Here is a 21,047-nt window from a genome sequence, read left to right on the forward strand (position 1 = left end):
CGACCCATACCAGACTTAGGCCGGATGACGCAAAAGGGCTTTTGTCTCAGGCATGCCCAAAACAAAAAAATCCCCCGCCATTCAGTCCAAAAGTTCTGAACAACGGGGGCTTCTGGATGGGGACTACCAGTGTCTTCTTTTTAAGCTTGCATCACACAACACGTTTAAGGGAAGCGCTCCTTAGGGAAACTCTACTATCTAAAGATATTACGATTCAAAAAATCATAAAATTTTGGGGAAAATCCGGAGCAAAAGCTCCCCTTGAGAGTTGTCTGAATCACGTGCACCATCGCAAAAACATTGATCTGAGGCTATTCACATGCAGTTTTCCCGTCGCTGGCTTATCGCAGCCCTCCCTGCCGCAGGACTAGTCGGCTGCGCATCGTCCAATAGCGCCATTTCCACCAGCCGTTCAGGCCTGCCCCCCGAATTCCTTCCACAACACAATCCGGCGTATGACCGCTGGGTTCAGGCATTTCAGACGCGTGCACGCAGCCGCGGCATTTCCGACGCCACGTTGCGCACAGCTTTCCAAGGCGCAGGCTACCTGCCCGGCGTTGTCGAACGGGATCGCAACCAGACCGAAACCAAACGATCGCTTGAGGATTATCTTGCCATCGTGGCCAACGACACCAAAGTCGCCGAAGGGCGCAGAAAGCGGGCCGCGTTCTCGGGCATTCTCGGCGAAATCGAACGGCGCTACGGTGTGCCCGCAAATGTTGTCGCAGCGGTCTGGGGGATGGAAAGCAACTACGGCGCACGACGCGGGGATATTCCGGTGATCTCAGCCGTCTCGACGTTGGCCTACGACGGTCGACGCGGTGCGTTCTTTGAAAAACAATTGATGGCAGCGCTGCGCATTCTGGCCCGGCGCGACATCAGCGCGGCCAACCTGACAGGCAGCTGGGCTGGCGCGATGGGCCACACCCAGTTTATCCCCACCACATTCGAAGCCTATGCCGCTGATTTCCGCGGCGATGGGCGTCGCGACATCTGGTCGGACGATCCGACCGACGCACTGGCATCCGCAGCGGCCTATCTGGCCAAGTCAGGATGGCGGTCGGGCCAGCCGTGGGGGCTTGAAGTCGCTCTGCCCGCCGGTTTCAGCACCGGCCTTGCGGGTCGTGGCAATAAACGCTCGATCGCATCGTGGCCGCGATCTGGGCGTCAGAACCGCGACGGGCGGCACCCTGCCCGACCATGGATCGGCCGCGCTGTTGTTGCCCCAAGGCCCGAATGCGCCAGCGTTTCTGGTGTTCAGCAACTTCAACGCCATCCTGCGCTACAACAATTCCGAAAACTACGGCATCGGGATTGGCTATCTGTCGGACCGCATCAATGGCGCAGGGCCGCTTAGCAAATCATTTCCGCCTGACCGCAATGGCCTGACAATCAACGACCGGAAAGAGCTTCAGCGCCTTCTGACGGCGCGTGGGTTCGACGCTGGCGTAGCAGATGGCGTTCTGGGCACCAAATCCCAAGCCGCCATTAGCGCCTATCAACGGTCAATCGGCGTTGCCGTGACTGGCGAACCGTCGCTGACCCTTTTGGCCAGCCTACGCTAGGTCCGCGCTTAAAGACCGCCCAGCAACAGCAATGGCAGAAGAAGCAGCAGCCCGCCCAATCCACCTGCGTCGCCGCCGTCACCGTCATCGCCGGAATCCTGATCCAAGGCTTTCTGGTTTTCGCCGCCAGCTTCAGGATCATTTTCGGCGATGAACTCATCCGTCAGCTCAACTGTGGGCAGCGGAAACTCTGTTGTCGTAGGCTCGGACGTATCACCGGAGTTGTCTTCCTGCTCATCCGTGCGCGTAAAGGTGAAAGGACGCGCATCTGCATCGGTATCGACCGGCTCCAGCAAAAGGTCAGCACCATCTTCGATAAAACCGTCTGCGGGGACGATATCGTCAAAGACGACCTGCATGACCTCGCCCGGATTGAGCGTTACGGTCAGGGTGCCATCTTCAAACATGGTCGCGGGATCGATTTCGCGCACTTCCGCGTCCGAACGCGAGTTGCCGGCGGCTTCTCCGTCAGCGACGCCCAGAACGGTGATCTTGATCGCCGCAGAACTTTCAACAAAGTTGCTAACGTCGATGTCTTCAGACATGGCCGACTGACCTGTAGAGGCGAAGTAGAACACCAGATCGCCGTCACCATAAAACGCGTGTGCGTCGATACCACCAACGGATGTTTCGGTCGCGTCATTGTCTTCGGGTTCAAGATCGATCAGACGCTTACCAGGAAGCGTTTCGGCCATCATGCGGAACATTTCGCCCGGCGCGGTCAGTTCCGAATAGTCCTGCCCATAGCTGAGCGCGTTGTCTGTGTTCTGCAAAAGCGGCCAGACGTTCGCCACGTCGACACCGGCCAGCATCATCTCTTCAACGATGTTCAGCATCTCATGCGCTTGATACAGGCCGTAGTCCTCGGTCCCATCCAACGCCGATGTCGCCCCAGAGGCATTCCATTCTGTTACGTAGATTTCGAGATCTTCGAATGTCTCGATCCAGTTTTCCTGAATGGTGTCCAACTGAAAGGAGCGCTGTCCTGCCAGCTCGGGACCCTTAGTATAAACGTGCGCGACGACGCCATCGAGTGCTTCGACCTCTTCCGGAGTGTCGAACTGCGATGTGATGATCTGGTTCGCCAGCTTGGTCCAGTTGATATTGCCGGAATTGCCTATCGCCGAGTAGTCCAGGTCCAGTCCGTTGGTTGCGTTGATATCGTCAATGACATCTTCCGCATCCCAGCCCTGATACTCCGTGCTCAGCTTGGCATAATTAAAGTTCGTACCAACCTGCGCGACGATTTCGATGTCATCCGCTTCGGGATATGTTTCGGCCAGTTTGGCAAGCTCATCATCGATGATGACGCTCATCTCGGAAGCCAGCGCGCCGTATTCGAACGAATTCATCTCGCCCGAACCCCAATATTCGTTGCCAAGCTCGAACGCCGCGATATCCGCATCGCCGTAAACACCGCTGACGACGTCGTTGACGAACTGGCGAAGGGCGTCCTCATCGATCTCGGGAACACGGTTGCCGGATTCATCCGGCTCGTCCGACAGCTGCGTGCGTGTGGGGATCACCAGAACGACCTCGTGGCCATTCTCTGCGGCGTACCCCATGAACTCGGAGATCGGGATGAACTCGCGCGCTTCGCCGGTGTCCGGATCATAGACGACCGAACTGTCGGGGTTGCTTAGGTCAAAGTAGGATTCGGTCAGCGACCCGCCCGGGTACCGCAGCACGGTAGACCCCAGATCGTCGATCAGTTCTGCATAGGAGCCTTCGCCCGTCATCGTGGCACGGGTGGCCAAAACGTTGCCGCCAAAAAGATCAGACGTTGCTTCTTCGCCAATAAAACCGGAACTCGTCAGAAGTGTCATTGCACGCACTCCTGCTGAATATAGAATTTGGATTTTTTTGAATTAATGGATTGGGTATTTCCCCAACCCGCCGGAAAACAAAATCGCGAAAATAAGGAAACAATTTGAAATTGATTAAGGCGATTTTGTGTCGCACTTATTTCGGCCTTAAAACCGAAACAACAATTCGACTTATTTTCACCCTTAATAAGCAGAGACATCTTTCCCACCATCTTTGCATGTGATGGAGAAATCTCTGCAACCTAGGTGCCAAGAGTTTCTATTTTAGAAACGAATTGCCGATTTATACGAAATTACACACCATATATCTTTGATATAATCGCAATTATCTAAAGTGAATTAATTTAATAACTATCGACAGAAATGAAAAAACGGGCGCACTTTCATGCACCCGTCTTTTCACATTAATTTTCAGTTATTTACAGCAGAGCGCGCTCTCGGCTGATGATAGCGGCGTGCGCCCGGTTCCGAGCGCCGAGCTTCTTACAAACTGCACGCATATGCATTTTGACGGTCACTTCGGTCGAGCCCATGTCGCGCGCGATCTCTTTGTTGGTCAGACCATCTGCCGCCAGGCGCAGAACGAAATGTTCTTTTTCTGTTAGTTCCGCGCCACCACCCGCGTCCGTTTGGCCGCTGCTATTCAATTCGTTCATCGGAACAAAGATCTGACCGGAGTCAATCAACTGGATTACGCTGATCAATGACTGCAACGGCATAGTTTTCGGAATTAGGCCCTTAACGCCCAATTCAAGCGCACTATTCAAGAAATGACGATCAACCTGCCCTGTGAAAAGAACGACCTTTGCGTCGCCGGATTTTTCAACAACGGTTTTAACGCTGGCCAATCCCACCATGCCAGGCATCTTCAAATCCAGAAGAATAATATCGTAGGTGCTGTCCGCCAATGCGACGAGCGTTTCATCAAGCCCCCCCGTCAAACGAACCGAATATCCCGCGCCAGAGCGCAGGAGGTTCGCGACAGCCTCGCCGAGAAGCCGATGGTCATCGGCGATGAGTACGCTCAGAACTGGATCCGTCGACCCGTCCGTTCCGTTTATCATATGATCTTGCATTTTGTTCACTTGCCCGTGACGCTTCCTCAAAAGAATAACTTCGCTACTGTTCGCGCCTTAAGACTTCGAAAATCACAAAAGCGAACCGACATTATTACTTTATTCACCACAATCGAAAGCGGTAGCCGGATAAAAGCGAAACTATTCTCTCTTTGGTCAGGATAACATCACAAAGATACATGTCCATATCTTTCGATACATAAAGAAATCTTCGCGACTGATGTAATGATCTAATATCGCAGTAACGCGTGGGCGCTCGTGGGCGTTCTTAGTAGAGTTGCATGGTTTCGGAGTTAGGCATGCTATTTTCACTTTTGGCAAATGTTTTGCCTTGCGGGCATACAATGGAAACGGTTCGCCGTTCCTCTTCGAAACCTCAGAAGACCCAGCGATCCATCACTTCGTCCCGACAACAGAACTGGTGCCAAGAGCAAAGCTTTGCCTCGTTCACTTTTGTGAACGGTTAAGCTTATGCCCCCGCAGCCACTCAGAGACAGGATATTCGGGCTAGGCCCAAGCGCCCGCAAGGTGACTGCCTTGGCGTTGCTTGGACTTCTTATCCTCACCTGCAGTGCGCTCATTACCACAGCGATCAATCTTCAGGACCGTGTTGCAGACATTCGCGCGGCCGACAGTGACAACCTTGGCTGGGGCGTCGCCCACCTGCGTGTTGATCACCTTGATGCGCAGATCACGCTACAAAGCGCGATCACCGATGCCACTGATGGTCAGATCGATAAAGGCCAGTTGCAGCTCGCAAAGCGGGAATTCGATGTGTTCTACAGCCGGATCGATGTGGTCAGCAGCAAACTCGCGCTAAATGAGGCACCTGAAAATCTGCAGTCCAGGCTGGCAGAGTTGATCAACGCGCGAACCGCGCTGACCGAACTTTACGACGAGACCCAGTCTTTGGCCGTCTCGGACTGGTCCCCGATCTTGGAGCGGATCAAAGACCTAAGGCAGCCTGTTCGGGATCTGTCCATTGATACAATAGCCTTTGCAGTCAAAACCGAACAAGAGCGCCGGCAAGACGAACGGGAACTTATGTTGCAGTTCCTTGTCAAAACCTTGCTGTTGGGAACCGTTACTGCCCTGTCGGCCTTTCTGGCATTCCGCCTGTGGCGTGATCTGGAAACCCGCACAGCCCAGGTAGCCCGCGCCGCGACCATGGTGACCAAAGCCTACGAGGCCTCTTTGAACGCGGTGATCGTGTCGAACCTCGACGGTCAGATCATTCTTTGCAATGCCGCCGCCGAACGCATGTTCCGCATGACGACAAACGACATGTGCGGAAAGCTGATCGAAAACATCATGGTGCCGCCGCGCCTGCGCCAATCGCACCGTCGCCGCCTGAAACGGCTGGTTGAGGGCAAAATTCAGATTTCGGATAGCGCCAGCCCGCACCGTACATACGCCACACGGTCTAACGGAGAAGAATTTCCTGTCGAGTTTTCCAGCACCGTCGACAACGACTTTGGCGGAAACCCGATCCTGATTTCCTTTGTTCGCGACATCTCGGATCAGGTCGCGGCCGAGAATAAAATGAAGGCCGCTCTGATCGAAGCCCGCCGCCATGCTGCCGCCAAAAGCACGTTCCTGGCCTCGATGAGCCACGAAATGCGCACCCCCCTGCACGGGCTGATCGCGTCGCTGGAACTGGTCGAAATGGACAAGCTGGACGATTCCAATCGCGAACTGATCCGCACCGCCATGGAATGCAGCCAGCGAACACTGGCGCAGGTGAATGACGTTCTGGAAATCACCCGCCAAGGGGAAAGCAAAGAAGCGCGTGACTTCTTTTCGCCGACGGAAATCGTCCGCTCGATTGTCCGCGACATCACCCCGCTTGCGGAAGAACGCGGCAACGCCATTGAACTGCACGTTACCGGGACAGACGCCGAACAGAAGTATTACGGCTATCCCGGATCGTTCACACGGGCCGTCACGAACCTTGCGACCAACGCAAGTAAGTTCACGCATAACGGCAACATTGACGTGTCCCTGTTTTTTGTTCCGACCGGAAATGACGTCGTGCGTCTGGACGTGGAAGTTTCTGATACGGGCCCCGGCATTTCAGAAGAAGACCAGCGCCGCATTTTCCAGTTCTTTGAAACCGTCAATCCGGGCGAACTTTCCGCGGACAGCGGAAACGGACTTGGCCTGCCCATCGCCAAAATTGCTGTTGACCGAATGGGCGGCAAGCTCAGCCTTGAAAGCGAAGTCGGCAAAGGCAGCACCTTCTGTTTCTCGCTGTCGCTTGAACTGGTCACCGCCGATGCGGAACGGCCCCAACCGGCGTTGACGCCAGTCACCATGCGCGCACCAACGCCGCGCAACATCCTGATCGTCGACGACAATCAGGTTAACCTGCGGCTTATCTCGGAAATGCTAAAGCGGCAGGGACACAAGATTTCTACGGCCACCAACGGACGCCAAGCCGTTGATCTGGCAGCGACCGCGCATTTTGACATCATCATGATGGATGTCAGCATGCCGGTTATGGACGGGCGCGAGGCGACCAGACGCATCCGACAAAGCGGTAAATCCGTGAATTCCTATATCATGGGTATTACAGCGCTTGTCGATGCGGTGGTTCCCGATGAATTCTTGCGTGACGGCATGGATTCTATTCTTGGCAAACCTGTGTCACAGAAGCAGCTAACGGACGCGCTTCGACAAATCGAAGATATCATGTCCGATGAAGAAGATGAGGAGCCAAGAGTCGTGAACCAGACACCCGAACCGGAAGGCAGCTTTGACTTTGACCAACTGTGCGGAATGGTCGGCGAAGACATGGCCGTACAGCTTGTCACGGAAACGGTGTCAGACGTTCAAAAGGCTATTGATGCGTTGGAAACCCTGACAGACAACAGCGCTGATGTGATCCATCACGCGGTAGGGCCGACCGGTTTCATCGGCTGGACGAAGCTAAGTTCGTCCCTGAAAGCGACCGAGCTTGCCTTGCGGCAAAACCGCGAAGATGATGCCAAAGGCATGCTGGATAGTCTGAAAAGCTGTTTGCTTGAAATACAGAAAGTTGCGACAGAAGTTCTGGAAGCTCCCCACGATGCGGGTATCCGCCCGGCGATCATGGATCACCCCCCGCACTAATGCCCTAACCTAAGGCACGGGGGTTAAGCCAATCGTTCCTGCAACAGATCTTTCAGCCTCAGAATGGCGGCCTTTTTGATCTGTGACACGCGTCCTGTTGTAACATCCAGGACTGCGGCAATCTCGTACACGTTCAGCTCCTCAACGTAATAAAGCTGAAGAACCAGAGCCTCGCGTTCCGGCAAATCCTTGATCGACTCGCGCAGGTGAACCTTCAGCTGGTTCTGTTCCAGCTTGTCTTCTGGAAGCTCGCCCTGATCGCGGAACAGAAGGGAATGGTCCGTGTAGACCTCGTCCAGAGACTGCAGTTGGTTGACCTGAAACTTGGCCTCCCAGTCCTGCAATTCCGTCAGGGTCATTTGCATCGCTTCGGCCACTTCCTCGATCTGTGGCACGCGACCCAAGGAATGTTCCAGATCAAGCCGGACTTTGGAAATGCGCTGACGCATGCTGATCGTAGACCGGCACAGGTTGGAATTGCGGCGCAGTAGGTCCACGATAGACCCACGGATACGGATCGCGGCATAGGCAGCAAAGGTGACGCCTTCGCGCGTGCTGTAGCGCTGGCTGGCATCCACAAGGCCCAGATAGCCTGCCTGCATCAGGTCCTCGATCTCGGCGAATTTGCCGACACGACCCTGATAATGCCACGCCAAGCGTTGGACGAGGTGCATGTTGTCCTCGACCAGCTTGTCCGGTGCTGGCGCCTGTTCTCCGTAGTTTCTCGGCGCTATCATGTGTTCTCTCCCTGAATGTCAGAGACCGGCATCGCGGCCTTTGAGGCAGGTGCCTCAGTCGCAGTAATCAGCCCGGCGAGGATGCGATCATTGAAGCTTGTCCAAAGCCGCGTAACGCCTGCTTGGGCCACTGCTTCAAAATCCTTGCCATCTGGCGGAAAAGCGGGCTCGCATGTGAAAATCACGCCCATATCGGGCGCGGCCCAGCGTTTAATTTCGTAGGAAATGCGATCTGCCCGCAGGCCTGCCGGCAGCACCAGAACCGTGCGTGCGCCCATCGGCACACCCAGTGCTGCGGCCTGAAGCGGACCTTCCGCGCCTTTGCCGGAAACAACAACAATATCGGTATGACCGCGACGCACCCCCGAGAAATTGCGCGGATCGGCAAAGGTCAGGTCGATGCCCAACAGTTTGGCCTTTTGCGCCAGATAGGCAGCATCTGAATGCGAACCCGAACCGCAGTATCCAAACCGAAGACTTCGTGCTTCGCTGACGTCCAGCATGGCTGCCGCCAGTTGTGTGGCGACAAGGGATTTGCCCGCCCCCGCAGGCCCAACCAGAACGACGCGGGGAGCATTGAGCACCATGTCGATGTCCAACATGCCCTTGCTCGGCGTGGCCATAGCCTGTGATTTGAACTGATCCGCAAAAGACGCCCGTCGCGGGGCATTTTCGGCGATCTCGATGTCGACAACCCCACTAGTCGCCTCAGGCGCCGGAGGAGCGGTGACCTCAGCTATTTCGGCCGGTTTCTCGACCGGTTTTGACGGAACATTCGCCACATCGATCGGACTGTCGGACGCCACGATCTCGATCATGCCGTTCTTGCTTTTGCACGACAGGATCAGCGCGTCGGGCCCGAGCTTTTGGGCCACCATTTCCATGGCTTCGACGGTGTCATGTGCTCGGACAGTCACAACAGACATCAGACGGCCCCTCCGTTACCCGGCGGCAGTTGGTTCGCCCCGCCTAGCGATGCGACAATGTCGATCCGGCGGTTGTCCGGCAGTTCATTCACCGCCAACACGATGGCATCTGCGCCATGGCTTTTAAGGAAGGACGCAAACAGCGACCGCAACAGCGCGGACACCACGACAACGGGCTGTTTGCCCATCGCGGCAAGTTCCTCTGTTGCCTGATTGATGCCTTGTACGATCCGTTCGGTCAGGCCCTGTTCAATCACAAGACCGATCTCTTTCGCCTGCGACCGCATCAGCAATTCTTCCAGATCAGGGGCAAGCGTGATGATCGGCACCGCCTCTTTTAGCGGCACGATCTGCTGCAATAGCTGCGGCACGAGGCTAGCGCGCAGGGCTTCAGCCATTTCCTTGGGATCATTCGTGCGACCGGACAGTTCCGCCAGACGTTCCAGAATACGGGGAAGATCACCCACCGGAATCCGCTCGGACAAAAGATGCCGCATGACAGCGGTCAGAATATGGAGCGGCACCAGTTTGGGCACCACCGCCTCGACCAATGTCGGGCTGACCTCGGACAGGGCATCGACAAGGTTCTGAACCCCGTCAGAGCCGATCAACTGATCCGCATGTGCATAAAGCATCTGGCTCAGATGCGTTGCCAGAACACTGTCGGGCTCCACAACAACATGGTCGTCTGCTTCGGCCTCTGACTGTTGGTGCGGCAGGATCCAGACCGCATCCATACCGAAAGACGGATCCTTCACCTCGATCCCGCGTAGCTTTCGCATCGAATTGGCCCCCGGCAGTGCAAGCTTGCGGTCGGGGTAGACCACGTCTTCGCCGACGATCGATTGGCCGATCCGGATGCGGTACTGGTTTGACTGCAGCGAAGCATCATCACGTATGCGCACGCCGGGAATGACAAAGCCCATCGCCCGCGACACCTCGCGGCGGATGCCGGTGATGCGCGAGACCAAGGCACCGCCTTCGCTTTCTTGGATCAATGGGATCAGGCCGAAACCGATCTGGATTGATACAGCGGCATAGTCAGTCACGTCATCAGGCGTGATAACCCCGGGCTCCTTGGACGTGTCCGACGCACCGCCCATGCCTTTGACCAAAGCACCGGCTGGCCCCGACGGACCGGCGTCTGCGTCGTCGTCACCTGCTGGGATCAATCTGTGGGACACCCAGGCAATGGCACCGGCAGCGACCGCAAACACCAGAAATACCATGTTCGGCATGCCGGGGATCAGACCAAGAATGCCCATCACGGCAGCAACGGGCACCCAAGCGCGGGACAGACCGATTTGCGATCCGATGTGCGCCGCCATGTCGTGGGTCGACGAAACACGCGTCACAAGGATCGCTGTGGCAATCGACAGCATCAGTGAAGGGATTTGTGCGACCAGACCGTCACCGATGGACAGCAGCACATAGACCTCGGCCGCGTCGCCGAAAGTCAGGCCGAACTGGCTTGTCCCGATGATGATCCCGCCGACGATGTTGGCGACCAGAATTAGGATACCGGCGACCGCGTCGCCCTTCACAAATTTCGACGCACCATCCATCGCACCGTAGAAATCCGCCTCTTCGGCGACGTCTGACCGTCGCTTGCGGGCCTCATCAGGTGTCAAAATTCCGGCGTTCAGATCTGCATCGATGGCCATCTGTTTGCCGGGCATCGCATCCAGTGTGAAACGGGCAGAGACTTCGGACACACGGCCCGCGCCCTTGGTGATCACCACAAGGTTGATGATCACAAGAATCGCGAACACCACGATCCCGACGGCAAAGTTGCCCGCGATGACAAAGTTACCAAAGGCTTCGATAACCTTGCCCGCCGCAGCAGACCCTGTGTGCCCTTCGGTCAGAACGATCCGCGTCGATGCCACGTTCAGGGCAAGTCGCAAGGTCGTTGCGATCAGCAACACACTGGGAAAACTGGAAAAATCCAATGGCCGGAAGGAATGCATCGCCACCATCAGAACCAGCAGCGACAGCATGATGTTGAAGACAAAGAACATGTCCAACAGCGCCACCGGCAGGGGTAGAACCATCATGGCCACAATCGCCAAAAGCCCCAGCGGAAGCATTGCTCCGCCGAACTTTTCGCCGCGTGTCATACCCTCTGCGGCAATCATTGCGTGTACCTCGGCCAAATTCGCCAAACCATAAGGCCCATCTCCTTGGGGCAATCAGTCGAGGTAGGGTTGCAAAAACTATGCCAGTCGCAGGCGTATCAGCGTCGCGCGCGCGGGACGTACGAGCATCTCAGGTGGCACGATCTTTGCCCCTTAAGGCCCTGAAACCGAAATCCCGCGAACGAGGACCAGATGTTGCCCTTTCCACGCTTCCGCAAAACCAACGCCATCGCGCTGTGCATGGCCGGATTGATGGTGCAGGCCTGCACAACCACACAAGCGGTCAAGGCGCTGCCACCGGAGCCGGACGAACGCACCGCCGCCATCGCGCAGATCAAAGACGACATCAACGCCCTGAACAGCAAGGCCCTGATGCCCGTGATCGAGGCACCTTCTGTCTTCCCTGTCCGGATCACCGGTCACGGGTTTTCACAGATTTCCGGTCAGCCTGGCGGCACCCTGAATGAAAAGCGTCTGATGGCCATTCGCGCGGCGCGCCTTGAAGCCCTGCGTGATCTGACTGAACAAATCCACGGTATCCGCCTGACGTCCGAGACATCGCTACGTGATGCCACCATGACCGACGACCGCATCCGCGCCATCGTCCAAGGTGAAATTCGTGGGGCACGCACCGTGCGTATCACACCCAAGGACGCAGACAGCTTTGAGGTGGTCTTGTCCCTTGATGCCGATACGGTGCGCTACATCCTGCGTGCAGCCAAACTCGGGGTCTGATCCATGGCCCCTGCCCGCACAGCCCAAGTCGCCCTACGCATTGCAGCTTTGGCTCTGATCGTCATCTGGGCAGGCTTCATCCGCAGTGCGGTAGCCGCTGAGACCGAAGGCGTTTGGGTAAATGCAACCGGCCATGCCTTTGTCTCAGGGGCCGCCGATAAAGACACAGCGCGCACACGTGCGTTGGGCGATGCGCTGATTTCAGCGGCGCTGGCTGGCGGATCAACCCTGCGCGGTCACAGCGCGATGCGAATGGGCCGGATCACGGCCGATCTGATGATCCTGCGTCCGGCTGGCAAAATACTGAAATACGAAATGCACGGAGCGCGGCTGCACAAGGGGCTTTGGACTGTCAACGTGCGCGCACTTGTTGGCCCGATCCCGACATCAGCCTGCGCCGGTCGCCGCCAGCTTGTTCTGACGGCCTATGAACCCAAGATCACCGTCCGCCCAGAAGCGCCAGCTTGGACCGCACCGCTGGCAAATGATGTGGCTCTGACGATCTTTGATGTGCTTGATGATCATTCCAGCACCACGATCGACCGGATCGCCCCCGCACAGGTCCGTCAAACGGCTGCGACAGGGTCGGACATGGATTACATGTCGCTGACCCGTGGCACGCACTCAGGGAAGCAGCCTGGCGATCATGGGCTGCGTACGGAAATCAAGGTTGATGTGATCCGTGGTGCAACCAGCCGCCTGATCCAGATGACAACCGAGCTACACTTTAGCGAACCAAACGGGTTTCTAGGCCGCAAACAACTGGTCCGCACAGCGCGCTACCCGCAAGGCGGCGCGATCGAGGCGATCACAGGTCGGACACGCAGCGCGCTTGAACATGAGCTGACTAAAAACATTCGCGCTGATCTGACCTCATTGCTGGATCAGCTGTCTTGCGTTCCACCATCCGCGCGCATCGAAAGCGATGGTAAAACGCTGAGCGTGCCCATCGGCAGCCGCCATGGCCTTAGCCGCGCGAGCCTTGCTTTTGTGGACGACCCGAACGACAGCTTTGGCCTTTTGGAAATCTCGTCGCTGAAATCCGGTCGCGCCATTCTGCGGCCCATCGATCCAACGCGCAAAGCATCCGACTTTGAAGGTCGTCAGGTCTATTTCGTCGAGGCCGGATTATGACCCGCTTTGGCACCATATTTGTTGCGACAGCCGCCCTGTTTCTGTCTGCGGCTGCTGCCGCAAATCCGCAGGACGGCTTGGACGGAACCGAGGTCACAGACCTTATTCTGGCGGCTTTGGACGAAGCAGGCTTATCCGGACAACCGCAGGTTTCCGAACACCGTCACTTCCCCGCCTGTGGAACGAACCCTGATGTCGCGCCAAAGGGCAATGACTGGCGGACCGTGACGCTGCACTGCAACACCGAAGCATCTTGGCAGCGCAGCATCCGCCTGCCTGGAATGACCGTCGCGCCGTCAGACCAGCATAGCAGGGACTTGACCGGCCCGATGATCACGGCTGTGGCTTTGACAGAAAGCCTGAAACGCGGAACGGTTTTGCAGCGGCAGCATTTGGCACTGGCCGAAACAAGCGCCGCAACGGGCGACACGCTGTTCATCAAGCCGAACACACTTATTGGCCGAAAACTGCGAATTAATCTTGGTGCGGGCAACATTATTCAGCCCCGGCATCTGAAAATGAGCTGGATGATCGAAAAAGGCACACCAGTTGCAATAACATCCAGCATACCGGGACTGGCCGTCGAAATGGCCGGTTTGGCAATGGAATCAGGGCAGTATGGAGACATCATCGAGGTACAGAACAAAGGGTCCGGACGGGTCATCAAGGCCATCGTTCACGACCGAAATAAAGTACGCGTACGACCTAACATGAATTGAACTCGAGACGTTGATTGACACACCAAAAGACGTACGCGGACGGTACTAGGAGTTAAAACAATGGTTGATTCTATCAACACGTCCCTCTCAGCGCGTGCGCGGTTACAGCAGGTTAAAGCCGATGCTACAGACCGCGCGGGCATTTCCCCCGCCGGTGCGGGTGCAGGCTCGGTTTTACCGGCAGGTGACGCAGATAGCGTCACTTTGAGCCAAGCAGCCTCTTTGCAAGTGGGTGAAACCCTTGCAGCGAAAGGTCCTCCGTTTGATCTCGAACTGGTGGCCAAAATCAAAGAGGCAATCGAAGCCGGACGTTATCCGGTGGACGCGCAAGCCATCACCGATAGCCTTTTCGAGGGCTATACGGACATGATCAGCTAAGAATAAAAACGGGAAAACCAAGAGTGACCTATCTTCCTCTATTCCATCTTGCAGCAGCAAGTGGCTTCGTAATTGCAGTCGCGACCATTACATATCTCGCACTTCGCGTGCGTGCATTGTCGGCCCAGCCGGTTGGCCTACGCGACGAAGACATGGAAGAGCTAAGCACTCTGATCATGAAGAAGCTTGAAGAACGCCCCGACACGGGTCTTGCCGCGACAGCGACAAAACTCGATCAGATCCGGGTTGACTTCGACTGGCTCATTGGCGAACGCCTCATTGAACAAGCGATCACGCTTGCGCAAAGTGGCCAACCGTCAAAAGAGATTAGCCGCGCCACAGGCATCAGCGCGGAGGAAGTTCAGGCGATCCGTCGGTTCCGCCGGCACTAAGGGTTAGCTGACATCCGGACATGAAATGGGGCGCGTTTCTTCGGGAACGCGCTTGCACCATTCCAGAAACAAGGCGCGGCCGTTCAGCTGCGCCTTTGTTTTGTCTTCCACAGACAATTCCATTCCCAAAGCGTCCCGCAGAACAGCGGCGCCCTGAACCTCGAACGCGGCAGCCACGCTGCACCACGCAAGAGCGGCAACAGGCTTGGCTGGTTCGCGCACTTCGTTCTCGGTGCGGCACATGCCCAGAAAGGCCGCAGGATGCCCCTGCTCGGCCGCGGCTTCAAGTTCCTCCAGCAAACGCTTGGCAACGGCGGCACGCTGCTTGGCAGGCAACTGGCGGGACAGATATTTGGTCAGATCGATCGCGCGGTTCTCGCCGCCGAAACGGGCGCGCCAGGCCCAGAACAAGGCCTCGGTTTCATCCTGCGGCGTGCCATGCCCGAGGGCCGTCAAAACCGCCAGGTTCATCTGGGCGCTTGAATCGTTGCGATGGGCCAGATCCGAAAACAAAACCACCGCCGTCGCCGCATCGCCATCGCGTGCCGCCGACAGGGCCTTTTCGAATTTTGCGTTGTTGTCCATGGCCTGCGCCGACCCTAGGGATGGAACCGCAAGGGCGACCAGAAGCGCGATAGATTTTTTCATTTTCCAGCCATCATCACCAGTTGCAGATACAGCAACCTGCGAAGACGTCCGCCCGGTTGCGTTTCATAGACAACGATCCGCTGGCGCTGGTTTTGCGTCGTCTCGGTCCGCACGGCGATATTATCGGGTAGAAAAACGCCGTAGTCAGCCAACAACTGTTTCGGGCTGCGTGTCAGCGCGGCACGGAAATCCTTGTCAATCCAGCCTCTTGCAAGTGCTCTGCCAAGTATGTCCGGAAGGTGTTTTTCGACCTTTTTGGTGTCCTGAAGATGCACCTGCTGGCGGACCAGCTGAAAATCACCGGATCTCGGTTGCTGTGATGACGCAGCCGATTTGGCCGACGCCCCCGTCAGGCGGCGAACAGCTGGAACCAATGCATTTTTCAGTTCATTTTTCATGGATCTTTCAATCGGCCAGATTGGGAAAATGCCGAGTTTGCGCCTCTTCCCTAATTACAACGTCAGGCGGGGCATGATGTTTAACACTCATCTTTTGATGATTGTGGCATGCCCGTTGCACAGGTGACCGGTACTCAGAAAAAAGCTAGAATTCCCGTATGGTTGCCAAGATCATAAAATCCCCGAATTTTCTTGCCACCCTGCCCGCAATCGTGGTTCTGGGGGCATTTTCCTATGGGGCCTTCACTGCGCTGTCTCTACCAGACATGGACCCGCTGGGCACCTTCGAGGAAGAAGAAACCGAGGTCGTCGTAGAAGAGCCCCCCAAGGTTCGCCGCGAATACATCGCGATCCAGCATTCGGTCAAAGCCACCATTCCCCACCTCGGGGCGACAGTGAACATCTACATCGGCGTGGCGATCCCGGACATGGTACTGCACAAAACGGCAGACATGTTCAAAGACGATCCCACAGACTTTATCGCCCCGCTGTCACAGATCGTGATGGATTTGTCCGAAACCGAGGCCGGAGAAAGCTGGCAAACGCTGCGTCAGGCGCTTCCAGAACCGTTCAAGGAAAGCATCAACCAGCAATTCATCGATATGGGGCTTAATCCGCCGGTGATCGAAGTGCTGATCAACAGGTTCATGATTGGCGGCTAAGCCAGTTGGCAAACCATTTGCATGGTGTCTTTCAGTGAAGAAGGAACTTACCATGCCGCGACCACATCTCCCCTCAGACACATCAGATATCTATGCTGCGGATCCCGCGTTTATCGGGATCGAGACTGTCTATTGCGACGACGAAGGCGCGCCCGCTTATCGCGAACGCCGTAGCCTTCTGGACCTGTTGATTGCTTTTGTGGGGGTCAACCGCTTTGTTGACGAAGACGCTGCCTAAGCGGTCACTGGCGTTTTTCAGAACGGCCCGTTTCGTATTTGTAGGCCGCGTATTTTACAACAAAACTAAAGCTTCCAAAAACCATCATGGCGAAGGCGATGGTGCCTGCGTCGGGCAACAATGCCGCCAGTTTTTGCGCCCCTTCCGGCTGGAAGTAAATCAGCGCGATCAGCGGAAACGCCATCATGACAAACAGGCGTATCCGCAAACAGGTGCGGCAGACACGCCCGCGTTTCATGCCTTGATGCTTTCGCGTTGGGTTTTCAGATAAACAACCTTTGCCTTGCGGTTGTTTGCGCCCACAGCGTTCTTTTCGACGAGGATCGAGCGCGCCTTTTCGACAGCCTCCAGAGCCGCCTTCAACGCAGCCAGCTTTTCAGTGCCGGCGTCATATGACGCGCTGTTTTCCATCAGCAGCGCCATACAGGCGGACCGGATGGTCGTATCTAGCTGCGCGCATAGGGCAAGATCGGCACGTTCTGCCGCTTGCACGAGTTGGGCGGACAAGCCAAGCAGACGCTCAGCCTGCGCGACCTGATCCATGTGGTATACACAATTCTTCATTCAGACCGCTCCCCGACCTGATCGCCGATTGTCTGCCATGCAGACAGGATTTCACCGATCGCAAGTTTGGCTTGGCCAAGCTCGGCATCGCCTTCGTTGCGCCATGCCTTCAGGACATGAAAGCGAACGTATTCATAGACTTGGAACAGGTTGGTGGCCAAATCTCCGCCCTTTTCAAAATCCAGACTGGACTGAAGGATATAGATCGCTGTCAGGGACCGGTTAGCATGTTCACCTGCTGTTGCGCGCTCGGCCTTTTGAAGCTGCTCCATAACACCAAGGGACCGTTCCAGTTCCCGCAAGGTTACGTGGATCACTTCATGAGGATCGTGGATCTCCGGCTCGCCAATCGCCGCCGCCTGCTTGTAGCGTGATCGAGCTAGTGCAATGTTCATCTCGGCGCCTCCCGTTTAGGGCTTGTCTGCTTCTGGCTTATAAAACGGCAGATTCCGGCAGAATCTTAATGCCTTGCACTATTAAGCTTATGCGGCAGCCTCGATCCGGCTGACGGACACAACCATACCGATTTCACCACCGGACAGAATGGCCACGCCGGTGACATCGGGCACCATGGACAGAACACCACGCAACGGACGCAAAAGAACCAGCTGCTGACCCAACAGTTCGTCGACCGGGATCGCCATACGCGACGCGTTGTTGCGGACGATCACGTAAAGCTGCTGGCCACTGCTGTGGACCTGCGTGCGCGCGCTGGACAGTACACGGATCGGCACATAGTCGTTGTCGTCAACGACCAGCATCCGCCGGTTGCCTGCCGCCTTGATCGGGACAGTTTTGCTGCCCTGATGGATACGCTGGATCGATTCAATCGGCAGCACATAACGCACATCGCCAATCTTCACGACCATGCCTTCCAGAACGATGGTGTGCAGCGGAACTTCCAACATCAGACGCACACCGCCGTTCGGCAGCGTCACAAAGCGCATGACACCTTTCCGGCGTGTCAGCTCGTGGCTGGCCGCCTTGAAGTCGTCGCTAAGCGCGCATTCCTTGCCGTTGTCGGTGATTTCGACACGAACGCGGTCTTCTTCACGGTCGATCGCCAGGAAGAACTTGGAAGGCGGCTCTTTCGCGCGCAGACGATCCGAAATCGCCAGCTTCAGCAGACCACGCACTTCTTCCAATACCAACTGGTCCAGCGAACATTCGCCGCCCACGTAAGAAAACTGTGCGCTCGACCCCAATTTGCGCGCCTCGGTAGACACAAAGGTCTGCATGGGTCGCAGGATCACTTCGGCAGGACGCGACCGCATGGATACGCTTTCTTCCTGCAACTGGGACAATTGCGAACTTAGCTGCGCTTCCGCTTCGTTGATCGCCTGAATTTCGGTCAGGTATTCTTCGAACACGCCACGCAGAACGCCACGGGCACGCAGCGGCAGCTCCGGCAGGCCGGCTTCGGCCATTTTGGTCTGCACTTCGTACAACAGATCCCGCGTCGATGCTTTGTGCAGCATTGCGCCGATCATCGACTGTGCCGCCGAAATCTCGCCCACCGCTTCCAGAAGCTTGAGGTTTTCCGTCATCGCGCCTGATGCGAAAATCTGCGCGTCTTCCGCAGAGGCCGCCGTTTCCGCCGCAGCGACGGGTGCTGCCTCTTCAACCACTTCCAGCGCCATCTTCAGCGTCAGCTTCTTGCCGGACGGGTCAAGGTGTGAAACCGCTTCGGCAACGATGTCTTCTGTCATCGGGGCCGCGATCAAGAAGTCGAAGATCGTCTTGTCATCTACAAAGACGGTCACGTTGGTGATCATCTTTGCCTTGCCCGAACTGATCCAGTCGAGGAAGTTTTCAGCAAGCTTATCGTCTTCGTTCAGGTCGCAGGTCAGAATGAAGAAGTGCAGGCCGTTGTCGATACACGACTGGGCCGACTTCACACTTTCCGGCGAAAGAACGCGGTGGAACTCTTTGGGAAGTCCCAGCTTTTGTTCGATCGACCGCGCGGTCACAACGCCGCTTGCAAGGAAGCTGACGTTGGCCGCTTCTTCAAACAGTGCTTCGATCTTGGCGATATCCGGCGTGTCGCCCTGCGTCAGGGCGTCAAACACCAGTTCCATCGTATCGACGAAACCGCGCGCCATCTGGATCAGAATGACGTCTGGACTTTGCGACGACACACGTGTCCGTGCAAACAGGTCGACCAGCGCCATCGTCAACTGCGAAGCCGTTTCGATTTCGTAATACGCACTGGCGTTGAACGCGCGGCGCATCAGCTGTTCGAATTCAGGGAACCATGTCGAACCAGAGCCTTTGTGCCCGCTGTCCAGACCGATCCGGAGATCACGCAGCGTGTCGAAGATGTGCTCGGAACACCAGTTTTTCAGACGCTGGCTGGGCAGCATCAGATCCTCTGGCAAGCCGCCTTTGTTCAAAACACCTTCAACTGATGCGAGTTCTTCGTAGAACTTCAGCTCGACCGAGCGGAAATCCTTCAGTTTGTGGGAATCCGCAAAACCCATTGCGGCTTCGGTGACACGAATGAATTCGTAGGGCGTCACGACCTTGACGGCTTTGTCAGAGAGATCGTTGAACTCTTGCGCTTCAACTGCCTGGCCAGCCTCCATGCGGGCGGTCAGCTGATTGATATCCTCAAAAACCTCTTCAAGATCATTGATCAGCGACACAAGCGTATCATTGCTTCCCGCTGGGGCAGTATCCGCCTCCTCGGCTTCGGGTTCAGGTTCAGGCTCGTCCCCGCCCAGATCAGCCGCTTTCAACTTTTGAAGGCTTTCAATCAGGCCACCAAGGTCGGACAAGGTGCCGCCTTCGCTTTTCTTGGCCTCAAAGGCCTGAAGGGTTTCCACCCATTCGGTCAGGTCAAGCTGTTCACACGCGTAGCAAAGGCTGGACGCCTTCGGGAACGCGCCTTCGGGCAGTTCCTCGCCGTCCGCCACATCGCGGATCAAACTCAGGTCATCGATGGTCGAAACCACCATGTCCGTAAAGATTTTCAGATAGACAGGGTCATCCAGCAGCCGTGTCAGGCCGCTGTCGGCCTCTTCTCCGCCTGCATCCTCTGCCGCCGCTTCGGTCTTTTCAGGCTCCGGCGCGGGCTCCGGTTCGGGTTCAGGCTCGGGTGCGGGTTCCGGCTCCGCAAGCTCTTCTTCGCTTCGGTCGCCGTGATCATCGTCGAAAAAGTCATCATCATCACGATCGCCTGACGGTTCAGGCAGATCATTAAGGCTGGCCATGGCCGCGAACATCGCGTCATTCGCCGCCGGGGCAGCTGCAGGGGCCTCGGCTTCCGCTTCACTTTCGTCGTCTGCTTCAGCGACAGATTCAGGTGTCTCTTCTGCCTTTTCCTCTGCCGGCGCGTCGGATGCAGCGGCTGCGGGCGGCTCTTCGCCTTTGCAGACCGCAATCACCGCGCGCAGACGGTCCATCAGGTGTTCGGACGGTTCGGGTGCGACATCAGCACGCGAGACGGCTGTTTCGTCCAGCATGCCGCGTAAGATGTCACCGGATTCAATCAGAACATCGATGATTTCTTCGGTCAGTTCCGCGCCTTCGTCGCGCACCAGACCAATCAGGTCTTCCGAAAGGTGCGCGCGGCTTTCGACCGTGCTCAGACCAAGAACACGCGAGTTGCCCTTGAAGGTATGAACCGCGCGAAACAACGCACCGATGTGTTCTGCCTGGTCGCCTTCCCCCGCCTGAAGGGCTTCCAGGGCCATCTCCATCGCATCAAGGGCCTGCGCCCCATCATCCGCATAGAGTTCCCAAATTTCGTCCATTTCGTCAGACATTGACGCCTCGCTCTTATTCTTGCGGGTAGATCA

General features: G+C 56.6%; 20 protein-coding genes and 1 pseudogene. 10 read left to right on the top strand and 11 right to left on the bottom strand.

Annotated elements, in window-relative coordinates; translation table 11 throughout:
- Positions 1 to 319: 319 nt before the first annotated feature.
- Positions 320 to 1,129: pseudogene (locus C4S59_RS00195) on the top strand (lytic murein transglycosylase); the annotation flags it as partial.
- A complete protein-coding gene (locus C4S59_RS19880) occupies positions 1,125 to 1,565 on the top strand; it encodes a peptidoglycan-binding domain-containing protein (protein WP_327345585.1) in 441 nt (146 codons plus the stop codon). The pseudogene C4S59_RS00195 and the gene C4S59_RS19880, both read left to right, overlap by 5 nt.
- Before the next feature lie 8 nt (positions 1,566 to 1,573).
- Here C4S59_RS19880 and C4S59_RS00200 read toward each other — a convergent pair whose 3' ends face one another.
- Both C4S59_RS00200 and C4S59_RS00205 read right to left on the bottom strand, forming a co-directional pair.
- The gene (locus C4S59_RS00200) at positions 1,574 to 3,391 is read right to left on the bottom strand and encodes a type I secretion protein (RefSeq protein ID WP_103908468.1); all 1,818 of its coding nucleotides are present in this window, start codon (positions 3,389 to 3,391) and stop codon (positions 1,574 to 1,576) included.
- Between the two features lie 419 nt (positions 3,392 to 3,810).
- The gene (locus tag C4S59_RS00205) at positions 3,811 to 4,455 is read right to left on the bottom strand and encodes a response regulator (protein WP_234994645.1); all 645 of its coding nucleotides are present in this window, start codon (positions 4,453 to 4,455) and stop codon (positions 3,811 to 3,813) included.
- Between the two features lie 555 nt (positions 4,456 to 5,010).
- Here C4S59_RS00205 and C4S59_RS00210 point away from each other — a divergent pair.
- Positions 5,011 to 7,578, top strand: coding sequence for a response regulator (locus tag C4S59_RS00210; RefSeq protein ID WP_160006692.1), 2,568 nt, complete (start codon positions 5,011 to 5,013; stop codon positions 7,576 to 7,578).
- Positions 7,579 to 7,601: 23 nt separating this feature from the next.
- On the opposite strand, the gene C4S59_RS00215 is transcribed toward C4S59_RS00210, so the two are convergent.
- The 3 genes from C4S59_RS00215 to flhA are packed head-to-tail and all read right to left on the bottom strand — an operon-like array spanning position 7,602 to position 11,379.
- Entirely contained in the window at positions 7,602 to 8,315 is a 714-nt protein-coding gene (locus C4S59_RS00215; RefSeq protein WP_103908470.1) for a sigma-70 family RNA polymerase sigma factor, read from the bottom strand.
- Positions 8,312 to 9,241: a hypothetical protein gene (locus C4S59_RS00220; protein WP_103908471.1), complete on the bottom strand. Its 930-nt coding sequence runs from the start codon at positions 9,239 to 9,241 to the stop codon at positions 8,312 to 8,314. Before C4S59_RS00220 ends, C4S59_RS00215 begins: the two co-directional genes overlap by 4 nt.
- The gene (flhA, locus tag C4S59_RS00225) at positions 9,241 to 11,379 is read right to left on the bottom strand and encodes a flagellar biosynthesis protein FlhA (RefSeq protein WP_103908472.1); all 2,139 of its coding nucleotides are present in this window, start codon (positions 11,377 to 11,379) and stop codon (positions 9,241 to 9,243) included. Before flhA ends, C4S59_RS00220 begins: the two co-directional genes overlap by 1 nt.
- 192 nt (positions 11,380 to 11,571) lie before the next feature.
- Here flhA and C4S59_RS00230 point away from each other — a divergent pair, with 192 nt between their 5' ends.
- The 5 genes from C4S59_RS00230 to C4S59_RS00250 are packed head-to-tail and all read left to right on the top strand — an operon-like array spanning position 11,572 to position 14,737.
- Positions 11,572 to 12,114 (top strand): LPP20 family lipoprotein, encoded by a 543-nt coding sequence (locus tag C4S59_RS00230; RefSeq protein WP_103908473.1) that lies wholly within the window; start codon positions 11,572 to 11,574, stop codon positions 12,112 to 12,114.
- A 3-nt stretch (positions 12,115 to 12,117) separates the two neighbouring features.
- Positions 12,118 to 13,248, top strand: coding sequence for a hypothetical protein (locus C4S59_RS00235; protein ID WP_103908474.1), 1,131 nt, complete (start codon positions 12,118 to 12,120; stop codon positions 13,246 to 13,248).
- The gene (flgA, locus tag C4S59_RS00240) at positions 13,245 to 13,967 is read left to right on the top strand and encodes a flagellar basal body P-ring formation chaperone FlgA (protein WP_103908475.1); all 723 of its coding nucleotides are present in this window, start codon (positions 13,245 to 13,247) and stop codon (positions 13,965 to 13,967) included. Before C4S59_RS00235 ends, flgA begins: the two co-directional genes overlap by 4 nt.
- Positions 13,968 to 14,027: 60 nt before the next feature.
- Positions 14,028 to 14,345 (top strand): flagellar biosynthesis anti-sigma factor FlgM, encoded by a 318-nt coding sequence (flgM, locus tag C4S59_RS00245; RefSeq protein ID WP_103908476.1) that lies wholly within the window; start codon positions 14,028 to 14,030, stop codon positions 14,343 to 14,345.
- Between the two features lie 23 nt (positions 14,346 to 14,368).
- Positions 14,369 to 14,737, top strand: coding sequence for a hypothetical protein (locus tag C4S59_RS00250; protein WP_103908477.1), 369 nt, complete (start codon positions 14,369 to 14,371; stop codon positions 14,735 to 14,737).
- Positions 14,738 to 14,740: 3 nt separating this feature from the next.
- On the opposite strand, the gene C4S59_RS00255 is transcribed toward C4S59_RS00250, so the two are convergent.
- Both C4S59_RS00255 and C4S59_RS00260 read right to left on the bottom strand, forming a co-directional pair.
- Positions 14,741 to 15,385 (bottom strand): sel1 repeat family protein, encoded by a 645-nt coding sequence (locus tag C4S59_RS00255; protein WP_103908478.1) that lies wholly within the window; start codon positions 15,383 to 15,385, stop codon positions 14,741 to 14,743.
- On the bottom strand, positions 15,382 to 15,783 hold the full coding sequence (locus C4S59_RS00260; protein WP_103908479.1) for a hypothetical protein: 402 nt from the start codon (positions 15,781 to 15,783) through the stop codon (positions 15,382 to 15,384). Before C4S59_RS00260 ends, C4S59_RS00255 begins: the two co-directional genes overlap by 4 nt.
- Positions 15,784 to 15,941: 158 nt before the next feature.
- On the opposite strand from C4S59_RS00260, the gene C4S59_RS00265 reads away from it, so the two are divergent.
- The gene (locus C4S59_RS00265; protein WP_103908480.1) at positions 15,942 to 16,445 is read left to right on the top strand and encodes a hypothetical protein; all 504 of its coding nucleotides are present in this window, start codon (positions 15,942 to 15,944) and stop codon (positions 16,443 to 16,445) included.
- Positions 16,446 to 16,497: 52 nt separating this feature from the next.
- A complete protein-coding gene (locus C4S59_RS00270) occupies positions 16,498 to 16,683 on the top strand; it encodes a hypothetical protein (RefSeq protein ID WP_103908481.1) in 186 nt (61 codons plus the stop codon).
- 4 nt (positions 16,684 to 16,687) lie between these two features.
- Here C4S59_RS00270 and C4S59_RS00275 read toward each other — a convergent pair whose 3' ends face one another.
- The 4 genes from C4S59_RS00275 to C4S59_RS00290 form a co-directional block, all read right to left on the bottom strand.
- Positions 16,688 to 16,921 (bottom strand): hypothetical protein, encoded by a 234-nt coding sequence (locus tag C4S59_RS00275; protein WP_103908482.1) that lies wholly within the window; start codon positions 16,919 to 16,921, stop codon positions 16,688 to 16,690.
- Positions 16,918 to 17,247 carry a hypothetical protein gene (locus C4S59_RS00280; protein WP_146064491.1) on the bottom strand — a complete coding sequence of 110 codons (330 nt, stop codon included), beginning with the start codon at positions 17,245 to 17,247 and terminating at the stop codon, positions 16,918 to 16,920. The genes C4S59_RS00275 and C4S59_RS00280 overlap by 4 nt, the downstream gene beginning before the upstream one ends.
- Positions 17,244 to 17,642 carry a flagellar export chaperone FliS gene (locus tag C4S59_RS00285; protein WP_103908484.1) on the bottom strand — a complete coding sequence of 133 codons (399 nt, stop codon included), beginning with the start codon at positions 17,640 to 17,642 and terminating at the stop codon, positions 17,244 to 17,246. The genes C4S59_RS00280 and C4S59_RS00285 overlap by 4 nt, the downstream gene beginning before the upstream one ends.
- An 87-nt stretch (positions 17,643 to 17,729) precedes the next feature.
- Positions 17,730 to 21,014, bottom strand: a complete 3,285-nt coding sequence (locus C4S59_RS00290; RefSeq protein ID WP_103908485.1) for an Hpt domain-containing protein — start codon at positions 21,012 to 21,014, stop codon at positions 17,730 to 17,732.
- Between the last annotated feature and the right edge of the window lie 33 nt (positions 21,015 to 21,047).

The sequence above is a fragment of the Thalassococcus halodurans genome (genome assembly GCF_900108225.1).
Lineage (GTDB): Bacteria > Pseudomonadota > Alphaproteobacteria > Rhodobacterales > Rhodobacteraceae > Thalassococcus > Thalassococcus halodurans.

Bases quoted from the DNA above. Each gene is read 5' to 3' on its own strand.
- C4S59_RS00200 (WP_103908468.1), bottom strand. From the start codon at position 3,391: ATGACACTTCTGACGAGTTCCGGTTTTATTGGCGAAGAAGCAACGTCT.
- C4S59_RS00205 (WP_234994645.1), bottom strand. From the start codon at position 4,455: ATGATAAACGGAACGGACGGGTCGACGGATCCAGTTCTGAGCGTACTC.
- C4S59_RS00215 (WP_103908470.1), bottom strand. From the start codon at position 8,315: ATGATAGCGCCGAGAAACTACGGAGAACAGGCGCCAGCACCGGACAAG.
- C4S59_RS00220 (WP_103908471.1), bottom strand. From the start codon at position 9,241: ATGTCTGTTGTGACTGTCCGAGCACATGACACCGTCGAAGCCATGGAA.
- flhA (WP_103908472.1), bottom strand. From the start codon at position 11,379: ATGATTGCCGCAGAGGGTATGACACGCGGCGAAAAGTTCGGCGGAGCA.
- C4S59_RS00230 (WP_103908473.1), top strand. From the start codon at position 11,572: ATGTTGCCCTTTCCACGCTTCCGCAAAACCAACGCCATCGCGCTGTGC.
- C4S59_RS00235 (WP_103908474.1), top strand. From the start codon at position 12,118: ATGGCCCCTGCCCGCACAGCCCAAGTCGCCCTACGCATTGCAGCTTTG.
- flgA (WP_103908475.1), top strand. From the start codon at position 13,245: ATGACCCGCTTTGGCACCATATTTGTTGCGACAGCCGCCCTGTTTCTG.
- flgM (WP_103908476.1), top strand. From the start codon at position 14,028: ATGGTTGATTCTATCAACACGTCCCTCTCAGCGCGTGCGCGGTTACAG.
- C4S59_RS00255 (WP_103908478.1), bottom strand. From the start codon at position 15,385: ATGAAAAAATCTATCGCGCTTCTGGTCGCCCTTGCGGTTCCATCCCTA.
- C4S59_RS00260 (WP_103908479.1), bottom strand. From the start codon at position 15,783: ATGAAAAATGAACTGAAAAATGCATTGGTTCCAGCTGTTCGCCGCCTG.
- C4S59_RS00265 (WP_103908480.1), top strand. From the start codon at position 15,942: ATGGTTGCCAAGATCATAAAATCCCCGAATTTTCTTGCCACCCTGCCC.
- C4S59_RS00270 (WP_103908481.1), top strand. From the start codon at position 16,498: ATGCCGCGACCACATCTCCCCTCAGACACATCAGATATCTATGCTGCG.
- C4S59_RS00275 (WP_103908482.1), bottom strand. From the start codon at position 16,921: ATGAAACGCGGGCGTGTCTGCCGCACCTGTTTGCGGATACGCCTGTTT.
- C4S59_RS00280 (WP_146064491.1), bottom strand. From the start codon at position 17,247: ATGAAGAATTGTGTATACCACATGGATCAGGTCGCGCAGGCTGAGCGT.
- C4S59_RS00285 (WP_103908484.1), bottom strand. From the start codon at position 17,642: ATGAACATTGCACTAGCTCGATCACGCTACAAGCAGGCGGCGGCGATT.
- C4S59_RS00290 (WP_103908485.1), bottom strand. From the start codon at position 21,014: ATGTCTGACGAAATGGACGAAATTTGGGAACTCTATGCGGATGATGGG.